Source organism: candidate division KSB1 bacterium (genome assembly GCA_022566355.1).
Lineage (GTDB): Bacteria > Zhuqueibacterota > JdFR-76 > JdFR-76 > DREG01 > JADFJB01.
The window spans coordinates 1-11669 of the sequence record JADFJB010000139.1; the positions used below are offsets into that span (position 1 = coordinate 1).

Here is an 11669-nt window from a genome sequence, read left to right on the forward strand (position 1 = left end):
TGATGTGGGTATGTGCAATCCAAAGAATGGATCCTGGATTGTTTCTACTTGTGCTAACGATCCTTCCAAGGCAGCTTTAATCATGGCTCGCGTATATTTAATCTGAATTCTGCTGCCGACGCCATAAGGCCCGCCAACCCAGCCTGTATTCAACAACCAGCAATTGGCTTTATGTTCCTGCATCTTTTTGCCTAACAGGTCGGCATAAACCGATGGGTGCAATGCCATAAAAGGCGCTCCGAAACAAACACTAAATACAGCTTTGGGCTCGGTCACTCCTTTTTCTGTTCCGGCAACTTTGGCAGTGTAACCGGATAGGAAATAATACATGGCTTGTTCCGGCGTCAATTTAGAGATTGGCGGCATCACGCCAAAAGCATCGGCGGTCAGCATAAAAATATTTTTCGGATGGCCGCCCTTGCCGGAGGGTTCATGGTTTTCTATGAAAGAAATCGGGTAGGACGCCCGGGTATTTTCGGTGATTTCAGCATCATCTAAATCCGGAACCCGTGTGACAGGATCGAGAATTACATTTTCCAGAATTGTGCCGAACATACTGGTGGTTTTGTAAATATCCGGCTCAGCTTCTTCCGACAGGCGAATGACTTTTGCGTAACATCCACCTTCGAAATTGAAAACGCCATCATCACTCCAACCATGCTCATCATCGCCAATTAATCTCCGGGATGGATCTGCCGAAAGGGTTGTTTTGCCAGTGCCGGATAATCCAAAAAACAGGGCGACATCCTCGTTTACGCCAATATTTGCAGAACAATGCATGGAGAAAATTCCCTTTTGCGGCAGCAGGTAATTCATAATCGTAAATATCGATTTTTTAATCTCACCAGCATAACTGGTACCGCCGATTAAAACCAATTTTTTGCCGAAGTGGATGACTACAAATGTTCCGGAAACAGTGCCATCCGTATTTGGATCTGCCTGCAGATTAGGTGCGTGGAGGACTGTAAACTCCGGTTTATGATTTTCCATTTCCGCCTGACCTTTTAAAGGCAGGAACATATTTCTCGCAAACAGGTTTTGCCAGGCATTTTCGGTAACCACTCGAATCGGCAGCCTGTAGCGCTCGTCTGTACCTGCATTGCCATCAAACACATAAACATCCCGTCCTGGCAGGTAGTCCAGTATTTTTTTATGCAGCCTTTCAAAATTTTCTTCACTGATTTCTACATTCACTTTGCCCCACCAGATCTGTTTCTCACTTGAAGGTTCTCGAACGGTAAATTTGTCGTTAGGGCTTCGGCCGGTATGGGGAGCCGTAATGGCTACCAGCGGTCCATTGTCTGCAAGTTTGGCTTCATCTCTTTTTATCGCATGTGTATAAAGGTCTGGAGCGGATAAATTCCAATTAAGTTTCCTGAGGTTTTTTATTCCAGCATCCTCAAGCTGGTTTCTTAATTGATCAGTCCCTTGCATCTTTTCTATTCTCCATTTTTTAAGCTACAAACCAGGTATAATTTTAAAAAAACACACCCATTAAGGAATATCGGGCTCAAATTGAAAATAATAAGCCTATCTTATGTTAGCCATTATTTAGACATAGTTTTAACTAACCTGCAATTTCTTTATTGGGAATTTTTTTGTTCACACGGGGGTTTTCTTGTCAATCCACTTCTTCAAGTTCAATAATCTTAGCTTCAATCACTTTGATTACATCATCAACAACACGCTTCACTTCATAATCCGTAAATCGGAGAAAATGAATCCCAAGTGTTTCTAATTTATTCTGGCGTTCTTGATCTTTTAGTATTTTGTATTCATGACTACGACCGTCAATTTCAATGGCTAGCATCAATTCGTTACAAAAGAAATCAACAATGTAATTGTTCAGCGGTTTTTGACGATGGAAATCATATCCTCTAAGTTGTTTGCCTTTTAATTTTTTTCAGAGTAAAATTTCCGATAAAGTGCTATTATTACGTAAATTTCCGGCGAATTCCTTTAATTTTGGGTTGTATGCGATGATTTTTCTTCGAGGCATTTTTGTGATTTCCTTAACAATAACACACCCCTAAATCCCCTCTCAAGAGTGGACTTAGGATTTAATTGACTTCAATTGATTATTATTTCAATAAGGAATTTTTTTCAATTCATTCTTTACTATTTTGGGTTCAACTAAGAGATCATTGGCTACCTTGAATTAGTTGAATTGAATTGTTTATTGATATATTTGGTCTTATATAGCTATGAAATGTCCAATTGTCACCTGTTTAAGTCCCCTCTTGAGATTTGAGAGGGGATTTAGGGGTGTGTATTTATTTTGAGTATTCCCCGGTTATCAATCTAGCGCCTCGCTTGCGGGTAAAATAATTCGTGGCCCATTGAAATAGTACTAAGACTCGGTTGTCAAATTCAATGAGGTAGGCAATATGGATAAAAATCCAAAGCAGCCAGGCAAAAAAGCCATGGAATTTTAAAAAACCCAAATCGGCGACAGCCGCATTTCTACCGATGACGGCCAGGTTACCCTTATTGAAATATTTAAAAGGAGAGACATCTTTCCCTGCAATTCTATTTCGGATTAATCGAGCTGCATACAGGCCTTGTTTCATGGCTACCGGACTAACACCAGGCAAAGGGTTACCCGTCTGATGAGAAAAATTAGCCGAATCGCCGATGACCAGGATCTCAGGATATCCTTCAATGGATAAATCTTTCTGCACATAAATTCTGCCATATTGATCGGCTTTTGCTTCGGTTCGTTCGACCAGTTTTTGGGTAAATGACGATGCTTGAACTCCAGCGGTCCACAGAACCGTTTTGGTTTGTAATTTTACGGTTTTCTCTTTTTGCTGAAGGTGTAATGTGCCGGGTTCTATTTCTGTAACCATGCTGTTGCATTCAATGGTAACGCCTAACTTTGTAAGTGCCCTCTCAGCTTGTATTGATAGATTAAGTGGATAAGATTGCAAAATTCGATCAGTTGCTTCAACCAGAATAATCTTACTGTCGCCGGGATTGATATTACGAAAATCATGTTTTAACGTGGCTCGTGATAATTCGCCCAAAGCCCCTGCTAATTCAACTCCGGTCGGTCCGCCACCAATCAACACAAAGGTTTGCCAGGCTTTGCGAATCTCTGGATCATGCTCGCGTTCGGCCGCTTCGAATGCCAGTAAGATTCGACTGCGGATATTAAGCGCATCTTCTATGGTTTTTAGCCCCGGCGCAATATCAGACCATTGGTCATTGCCAAAATAATGGTGCTTGACTCCCGTTGCCACAACGAGGGTATCATAATGAATTTCACCATCAATTAATTTCACAACCCGGTTAGATGGATCAATATCAACTGCTTCTCCTAATATTACTGTAACGTTTTTGTGAGATTTAAGGACTGATCGCAATGGCGCGCTAATATCACCTGGAGAAAGCCCACCCGTCGCTACCTGGTAAAGGAGCGGTTGGAAAAGATGAAAATTTCGACGATCGAGTAAGGTTACACAAACAGGAGTTCGCTTTAAGAATTTCGCGGCATAAAGCCCCCCGAAACCACCACCAATAATAACAACTTGATGGGTATTTGCAGATCGATTTTTATCGTGCGCCGAGTTCAACTTTAAATGTCATTTCTTTGTCGTTTCGAATGACGACAACATCAACGATATCGCCCGGGGTTGCATCTTGTAAAGCATAAGTATAGTCATAAATATTACTGACTTCCTTCTCGCCGAACTTTATGATGATGTCCCCGCCCAGAAGGCCAGCCTTTTCAGCAGGGCCGTCTTTCGAAACGCCGGAAATCTTGAGGCCCTTGACATTTTCGGAATAATCGGGAATGGTGCCAACGTAAACCCTGAATCCACGCCTGCTTGTTTGGCGTTGCGGGATATTCACATAATCTATTTCACCGGAAGTGTTATTGACGTTTTTTGCAATGCGATAAACATATTCGATTACTTGCTGAGCGCCTGTAGAATTTATTTTATCGGCGTCATCCGAAGGCCGATGGTAATCCGGATGGGCTCCCGTAAAAAAGTGCAGCACCGGTATGGCTTTTCCATAAAATGAAGTATGATCGCTGGGCCCATAACCCTCATCATGAAATGTGAGTTTGAAATTATCGTGGTTCAATTCGTTCAGCACATCTTTCCACTTTGTTGAGGTACCGGCGCCATAAACGATGAGTTTATTCTCATCCATTCGGCCGATCATATCCATGTTGAGCATTGCGATCATTTGATCTGTCGGGACTGGTGAATTTTTCACGAAGTGCGCGGAGCCAAGTAAACCGAGCTCTTCACCCGAAAATGCAATAAAGATCATATTTCGTTTCAACATTTCTTTCTGGTCGGCAAATTTTTGCGCCAGTTCAAGTAACCCGGCAGAACCCGATGCATTGTCATCCGCACCATTATGGATCAGGATGTCCTCGCCTCGATATAATGATCCGGTCTTACCAAATCCCAGGTGATCGAAATGAGCGCCAATAACGACATATTCATCTGCAAGTTCCGGGTCATTACCCCGCAGCAGTCCCACTACATTCCTGCCGGTTTTTATTATTTCCTTGATCTCAGTTTCCAGTTTGATTTTTACATCTTTAAATACGAATGACGACGGTTGTTTGGTTTCACTACTATTTTTTTGATGTTCAGCAAAATTGAGATTCGCCTGGTGGAAAAGCTTATCGACGATAGTGCGTTTAACCTGAACAATTCCCATGGAATGAACATTGGCCGCCTGGTCATATCGCAGTTTCATTAATTTATCTTCAGAATCTTTTGGCAAATGACCATTTACGAAAATGACCGCTTTGGCGCCTTTATCCCTGGCAGTCGTTGCTTTATAACGAAATGCTGAATATTTTTCAAATTCTGAATGTGGGTTATCATATTCCGGATTATACCGCATAATCAAGACCGTTTTATCCTGCACATCGACGCCGGCGTAATCGTCATAGTCGAGATCCGCTGCCGAGATACCATACCCGACAAATACCAGATCTCCCGTATAGTTTAGTTTATCGGAAAACGGCGCTGTGGTGTAGTCATTCACAATATTTATATAATTCGTATTTTCTCCAAATTGAATAGCTAACGAATTATTTTCTGTGATTTCTAATTCAGCAACGAACGGGAATTCCTGAAAATAATCGGAATTAAAAAATGGCTCTAATCCATAATTTTGGAATTCTGATTTGATATATTCACCGGCCTTCAAACTGCCTTCACTGCCAGTGAAACGGCCTTCTAATTCATCGGAAGCCAGGAAATTAATGTGTTTTTGAAATTCGGCAGCAGTAATTTCCGGATTCGAGTTCTTTTTCTCATCCAGCTGTCCTGGTGAAAAAGCCAGGATTGAAAGTAAGGTTACTAAAAAATTGATCATGGTAATAACACCCTTTTATTGTTAACGTATAAATTTTAAATATTTAATGCAGAATAAGGTCCAACTTCAAATCAATCTACCCAATCGGCGATAAAAATATTTGTATCGCCCTGGTTTTTGTTAAACCGATTTGAAGCGAAGACCAAATGTTCGCCATCCTTGGTAAACATCGGAAAACCGTCGAATAATTCAAAGTTTGTTATTTTCTCCAAACCTGTTCCGTCAACATTTATGATATATAGGTCAAAATTTCTTGTATTTTCACTTAAGTAGTTTGAAGCAAAGATAATACGTTCACCGTCGGGATGGAAAAATGGCGCAAAGCTGGCTTTGCCAAAATTGGTTACTTGGTTCATATTTGAACCATCTGCATCCATCACATATATTTCCAAAATACCCGGACGAACCAGGCCTTTTTCCACTAAGTCATCATAGTCCTTAAGCTCTTCCTCTGTCTTTGGCCGGCTGGCGCGAAAAACGATTTTACTGCCATCCAGGGAAAAGAAAGGTCCACCGTCATAACCTTTTTCGAAGGTCAATCGAGTCTGGTTGCTGCCATCGAGATCCATGACATAAATTTCCGGATCCCCGTCGCGAGTTGATGTAAATATAATCTTATCCCCCTTTGGAGAAATTGTGGCTTCAGCATCGTACCCGGGTGAATTGGTTAGCTGTTTTTGGATATTGCCATCCAAATCCGCCCGAAAAATATCATAACTGTCATACAGTTTCCAGACATATCCGCGGGAAAAATCAGGTGGGGCGGGACAATTCTCATCCACTAGATGTGTTGAAGCATATAATATAGAATTTCCATCCGGAAGAATATATGCACAACTAGTTCGTCCTTTTCCGGTTGATAGTATCCTTTTGCCCGTGCCGTCCAGATTCATCAAGAATATTTGATCACATTCCAAACCTCCTGATGTAGATTGGTAGCTTAGTTTGGATTCGTCAAATGAGAAATAGGCTTCTGCATTCTCGCCAGAATCAGTCAACATTTTAATATTTTTAAGGTGGGGTTCATTTTCAAACAAATAAGGATCATTGGCATCTTCACAGCCAATATTGTTCAAAACGACGAAAACAGATAAGGCTATTATTAGAAATCGCATGGGAAAACCTATTTTATTTACATTGAAGGTTCAGGAATTGTTAATAGAACATAATTTTAGTTCAAAATTAATTCAATCAAATGTGGTTGATAAATATATATGAAGGAAATTTTTAGAATACAGTTGAGATCAGGTTACAAAAATATCAAGCCAAAATTGGATTTTTACCTGTTGCAATTGGCTCGCCATGTTTCGTGCCGGCAGCGCAGTGATGATGAGCCTCCGGACTATTGGCATCATAACGCACACCATCCGGAAAATAAATCACACACATGGCTTTGCGAATAACCTCAGTTTTGTTTTCACCTGTGTAATGAATTGTTAAGCCGTGGTGAAACGTGGCATCGCCGGGTTTTAAATCATATGCAATCGCTTTCTTCTTGAGATATTCCGGCAGGCGATCAAGCAGATCACTGTTCTCTTTGAGTTTGTGATTCCAACTATCTATAGCTAACTTATGTGTTCCCGGAATGAAAAACATGGCGCCCATTTCAATAGAGGCTTCTGAAAGCGCTACCCATATCGTTCCTGCATTTCGATCCAGCATTGGCCAGTAAGCCATATCCTGGTGTGGTTCGGTAATGCTGCCACCTGGCAGTTTATATAAAGCCTGATCATGCCAGAGTCTTGCATGTTTTCCCCCAAAAAATTGTTTGGCAATTCCAGCTAATCTTTTACTGGTTGTAAATTCCATTACATCAGGAAATTCCGACCATAAATGGCCGCATTGTGTGAAAGCACGTTCATAAAAACTTTTTTGAGAGAGTGTTCTTTTATCGTGACCCGAACGAATTGATACCGCATGATCAATAATGTCTCGATAGTATTTGACTTCACCGTTTGAAAGAACATTCCTAAGCAGGCAAAACCCATTCTTCTCATAAAAATTGATTTGGTCTTGGGAGAGTTTGTAAATATTGTTTAAAGAATATTTATGATTCTTTTCCATGATAATATTGTCGATTTTAAGTTGAATAAAAAAAATGTCATTCTTCTCCGTCAACTGGCGGATCAAATGACACAAATTCAGGAATCAAGGAAAATAATCTATATGGAGTCACATATGAATAGGGAAAAAAACTAAACCTTCGCCTTCTTCTTGCGATCCGTTATTGTAACGATTACCCCAGACATTAAAACCAGAATTCCGAACCACAAGAGACTAATGAAAGGCTTTTCACTGACTTCAATTCCTAAATAATCCACACCTTTAATGCCGCCATTTGTTGAGTTAAACTCTAAATGAACGGTTCTATTGCTGGCATCAACACTCGCAATTTTAACGCTTACACCATCCCGTCCTGGAACATCCACGATTGTTGAACTAAATTTGCCGTTTTCTAATTTGTACTCAGGCGCCAGATCATGCCTTTCTGAATAAGAGCCATCGGGGACTTCGACGGTTAGGTTTGCTTTGACTATCATGGTTTGAGCTTCGCCGTGTTGATTCACCTCGAACCCGTTAAAAGTGACTGCAATATCAGAAAACTTACCCGTTTGTCCTTGCGCCAGAGAAAGCTGGTGCGAATTTTGATCTTCTGCCGGAACAAAGCTAATCGGTGAAATATATAAATCTTTCAGAGGCTTCAACTTTATATATGGATTGAGCATGTAGCTGTTGGTATACTCACTAAAATAGAATTGCATTTCAGCGGTAAATTCTTCATTTTCCGATTTTAAAACCAACTGTGCCCGATCTTTACCATCAGGCATTTCCCTGAATCCGACAAATTTTATATCGTAACCAAATGAGGTTTTTTGAAATTGGTCTTTTGGCAGGGCAATTTTCTCTGATCTATCATACATTGCTGATGTGATGATACCAATCACCATGAATCCTAAGCCAACATGCGCCAAATATCCACCCATTTTACCCGGTTTTTTCTTGATAAATTCATACACAACCCAACCATTAATAATAATCGCAAATACAGACAGGAAAAATAACAAGATTGAAATGGGTTGATTGAGTCCTACGATTACAGCAAAAGTGGTAATGAAAAAACTGATGATTAAACTAGTATTCAAGCGTTTGATATTGCGAAACGCATTGACCTTCCATGCCAATAAAGGTGCGAAGGAAACTGATGCCATAAGCAATAGGGCTATTGGCATATGAATGGTCTCATAAAACTCGATACTTACACCTGCAGGCTTATTAACCAATGCTGTAAAAAATGGCGCCGAGGTTCCGATAAACGTAAATATTCCTGAAAACAGGAAAGCTGTCATTCCAAAAAGGATAAAGGATTCTCGATTTAATATACCGTCAGCAAAGGATGTACCTCGAATACCTCGTGTGCTGTAAATATATAAACCTAGAAACATGAACAGGAACAAGCCTACATAGCAGATCAAGTAAATATTCAAGTCAGATGCAGCGAAGGAATGTACGGAAAAATCACCCAATACTCCGCTTCTGGTTAAAAAAGAGCCCCATAACATTGAGATATAGGCTAGCCCGGCGAAAACTAAATTGGATCGAACCAATCCTTTTTGTCTGCTTTGTATCATCGTTCCGTGTAGCATTACCACTGAAAATATCCACGGTATAATAGAAGCGTTTTCGACCGGATCCCAGCCCCAATATCCTCCCCAGCCTAAAGTTGTATAGGCCCAGTAACCACCCATCATGACGCCTGTTCCTAGAATGAGAACTGTAAAAAGTATCCATCGCCTGGCTTCGATAATCCATGTTGTAAAATCTTTACGGACCATGGCAGACATTGCAAAAGTAAAGGGGATTGCAGTTGAAGCATAACCTACAAACAGGGTAGGTGGATGGATGCGCATCCAGGGATTTTGTAATAGTGGATTTAAGCCCGCACCATCAGCGGGGACAAATCCGACTGGGATATCGGGACGAACCTCCCAAACCATAAGAAATGGATCACGGCCAAGTAAGATCAGGAGAATATAAAACTGGGTTAAAACCAGAAAAAATAATACAAGGGGGTTTTTCCTGACAGTTTTACGAATTAGAATAAACCCAAAAATGCTTGAATAAGCAGTCCACATTAGAAATGTGCCTTCTTGCCCTGCCCACAATGTCGAGAAAACGAAATGCCAGGGAAGAGCTCTGGAAGAATGGCTATATACGTAGTTTAGTTGAAAATTGTAAGACCAGATTTGGCTAAGTAATAATCCGATTGCGAAAAATACCGCAATAGACATCACGGTATAACTTGAATTAGCGATTGAAAGAAATTTATTATTATTTGATCTGTAATAATAAAAATAGGCTGCCGCAGCCACCAGGGATGCGCAGAATGCCAGTACAATTGAAATATAACCGACTATCACGATTTCGACTCCTCAGCCTGGTATTTTGAAGGACATTTCACCAATAGTTGATGAGCTTCGAATCTATCGTTTACATATTTACCTATTGCAACAATTTCTGTAGCTTGTCCAAAATTGGAGGGTTTAACGCCACTATAAACGACCTGGCATTCATCTCCCTTTTCGTCAATTAGATTAAAGAAAAATACCTTCTTCTCGATATCGTAATACTCGCTACCATTGACTCTGGTGCCTTTAAATTGAACGACTGCTTGAGAAGCCTTCGCTTCTTTTAGAGTCACATAAGGTGTTAAAGATTTTGTCAGGTTTACCCCTGCAAAAATGATCAACACTATGATGGCAACTATACCGACTATAAATTTGGGTTTCATGACGAACCTTTATTATTAATATTTATCATTCAAATTTGAAATGTTAGGTACTGATCTGATAAGATTTCCCTATTGGTTTAAATTCTTGTATATCTTCACTTTCTAGTTTTAACCTAATTTGTTCAAATCTTTCAACGGTTTCCTTTTGATATAAACGCTCTCCGCAATGACTACAAACTTCTGCCATAACTTTAATTACAGCTGTATGATTTCCACCCCGTAAGAGCTTTTCAACTTCTTTAATAATTAACTTACCTCCACATAATGGACATTTCTGAAATGATTTCATTCCTTTTTCTTTCTTTTACGATATTTGATCCATAAATCAGGTCAGGTTTGTATACTGTTACTAGTACTGACCATTTACGATCTTCATCATAAGCCCAAACTGAATGAATCGGTTCTCCATTTTCAATTTTCCGAAAACTAAACAGCTTGGATAAGGTTTATCTTTTGGATATTCTTCAATAATTTCTCCATTCAATACTGAACGCAAAATCTCTGTTAATTTCAATCTGTCAGCAAATGCTTCCTCGTCTGCATGATCGGTAATTCGTATTCGATTTGAATGAATCGCATCAATGAGTTTACTTACCTCTATTGACATGAATTCCTTAATATGATGAATTTAAAAATCGTGTTTAAATTTTATTATTCTTAACTTCCTTTTGTAGCTCCAACTTTTGCTTAATTCTTTTAATTTCTCTGTCGAGATAGAAAAGATATGATGAAATTCCAAACCAAACAATTAAAAATACAACCAATAAAACATTTTCACTCATGTAGATTCTCCAATTCCTGCAAGTTGTTGCTTTATTAACTCTAAATCCACTTTGAGTCGCAGCATCCAATAGTAGATCATTGTAAACCCGAATAATGAAGCGAAAAACACAATTCGAATGGAACCGGTCATTTTCATTTCTGAATCATTGGTCATGATGGGGTTTTCAGGGTGGAGCGTATCTATGACTCTCGGGATCACAAAGATCAGAAAAGGAACAGTAACAAAAGCCAGAACTGAATACACTGAAGATAATTGCATCTTTTGCTCTTCGTCGTCCAGGGCAGAGCGTAAAGCAAAATAAGCGGCGTAAATTAATAAAAGTATAATAATTGAAGTCTCACGAGGATCCCAATTCCAATAAGATCCCCATTCTAATTTAGCCCAAATCGACCCTGTTACTGTTGCCAAAATGCAAAACAAAAAACCAAGGCTAGCCGATGCAGAAGCCCAAATATCACTTTTGTTGTTTCGATTCCGTAAATATTGAACGCTAAAAATTGCAGAAACCAAAAAGGCCAGGGAAGCTATCCATGACATTGGTACATGGAAAAATAAAACTTTCGAGGTGCTTTCGAAACCCGCAGCTTCAGGGGCGAATTTCAATGAAGCAATCAGAACCAGGGTCATCCAAAAAAAAATGAAAATTTTTAATCCCTTCATCATTTCTTATATTTCCTACAAGTTACAATAATCGTACAAGATTCATAGAATCCAAACATATTCAAACAGTAAAATTGAGCCGATGAA

Annotated in this window: 10 protein-coding genes and 2 pseudogenes; all 12 read right to left on the reverse strand. The window is 39.8% G+C overall.

Annotation, left to right across the window (positions count from 1 at the left end; genetic code table 11):
• Positions 1 to 1434: phosphoenolpyruvate carboxykinase (ATP) (gene pckA / locus IIC38_17970; GenBank protein MCH8127818.1), on the reverse strand; the 1434-nt coding region annotated here is incomplete at its 3' end.
• Between the two features lie 187 nt (positions 1435 to 1621).
• Positions 1622 to 1999: pseudogene (locus IIC38_17975) on the reverse strand (DUF559 domain-containing protein).
• A 274-nt stretch (positions 2000 to 2273) separates the two neighbouring features.
• The gene (locus tag IIC38_17980; GenBank protein ID MCH8127819.1) at positions 2274 to 3575 is read right to left on the reverse strand and encodes an NAD(P)/FAD-dependent oxidoreductase; all 1302 of its coding nucleotides are present in this window, start codon (positions 3573 to 3575) and stop codon (positions 2274 to 2276) included.
• Positions 3556 to 5349: a M28 family peptidase gene (locus IIC38_17985; GenBank protein MCH8127820.1), complete on the reverse strand. Its 1794-nt coding sequence runs from the start codon at positions 5347 to 5349 to the stop codon at positions 3556 to 3558. Before IIC38_17985 ends, IIC38_17980 begins: the two co-directional genes overlap by 20 nt.
• Positions 5350 to 5420: 71 nt before the next feature.
• The gene (locus tag IIC38_17990) at positions 5421 to 6464 is read right to left on the reverse strand and encodes a PD40 domain-containing protein (protein ID MCH8127821.1); all 1044 of its coding nucleotides are present in this window, start codon (positions 6462 to 6464) and stop codon (positions 5421 to 5423) included.
• A gap of 145 nt (positions 6465 to 6609) precedes the next feature.
• Complete coding sequence (locus tag IIC38_17995) at positions 6610 to 7413, reverse strand: phytanoyl-CoA dioxygenase family protein (protein MCH8127822.1); 804 nt, start codon at positions 7411 to 7413, stop codon at positions 6610 to 6612.
• Positions 7414 to 7544: 131 nt separating this feature from the next.
• Entirely contained in the window at positions 7545 to 9767 is a 2223-nt protein-coding gene (gene ccsA / locus IIC38_18000; GenBank protein ID MCH8127823.1) for a cytochrome c biogenesis protein CcsA, read from the reverse strand.
• On the reverse strand, positions 9764 to 10138 hold the full coding sequence (locus IIC38_18005) for a cytochrome c maturation protein CcmE (protein MCH8127824.1): 375 nt from the start codon (positions 10136 to 10138) through the stop codon (positions 9764 to 9766). The genes ccsA (IIC38_18000) and IIC38_18005 overlap by 4 nt, the downstream gene beginning before the upstream one ends.
• 43 nt (positions 10139 to 10181) lie before the next feature.
• Entirely contained in the window at positions 10182 to 10427 is a 246-nt protein-coding gene (locus tag IIC38_18010; GenBank protein MCH8127825.1) for a YgiT-type zinc finger protein, read from the reverse strand.
• Positions 10424 to 10745: pseudogene (locus IIC38_18015) on the reverse strand (DUF4258 domain-containing protein). Before IIC38_18015 ends, IIC38_18010 begins: the two are co-directional and overlap by 4 nt.
• A gap of 34 nt (positions 10746 to 10779) precedes the next feature.
• A complete protein-coding gene (locus IIC38_18020; GenBank protein ID MCH8127826.1) occupies positions 10780 to 10920 on the reverse strand; it encodes a CcmD family protein in 141 nt (46 codons plus the stop codon).
• A complete protein-coding gene (gene ccsA, locus IIC38_18025) occupies positions 10917 to 11585 on the reverse strand; it encodes a cytochrome c biogenesis protein CcsA (GenBank protein MCH8127827.1) in 669 nt (222 codons plus the stop codon). The genes IIC38_18020 and ccsA (IIC38_18025) overlap by 4 nt, the downstream gene beginning before the upstream one ends.
• Positions 11586 to 11669 lie beyond the last annotated feature (84 nt).

Bases quoted from the DNA above. Each gene is read 5' to 3' on its own strand.
- IIC38_17985 (MCH8127820.1), bottom strand. From the start codon at position 5,349: ATGATCAATTTTTTAGTAACCTTACTTTCAATCCTGGCTTTTTCACCA.
- IIC38_17990 (MCH8127821.1), bottom strand. From the start codon at position 6,464: ATGCGATTTCTAATAATAGCCTTATCTGTTTTCGTCGTTTTGAACAAT.
- IIC38_17995 (MCH8127822.1), bottom strand. From the start codon at position 7,413: ATGGAAAAGAATCATAAATATTCTTTAAACAATATTTACAAACTCTCC.
- IIC38_18005 (MCH8127824.1), bottom strand. From the start codon at position 10,138: ATGAAACCCAAATTTATAGTCGGTATAGTTGCCATCATAGTGTTGATC.
- IIC38_18010 (MCH8127825.1), bottom strand. From the start codon at position 10,427: ATGAAATCATTTCAGAAATGTCCATTATGTGGAGGTAAGTTAATTATT.
- IIC38_18020 (MCH8127826.1), bottom strand. From the start codon at position 10,920: ATGAGTGAAAATGTTTTATTGGTTGTATTTTTAATTGTTTGGTTTGGA.
- ccsA (MCH8127827.1), bottom strand. From the start codon at position 11,585: ATGATGAAGGGATTAAAAATTTTCATTTTTTTTTGGATGACCCTGGTT.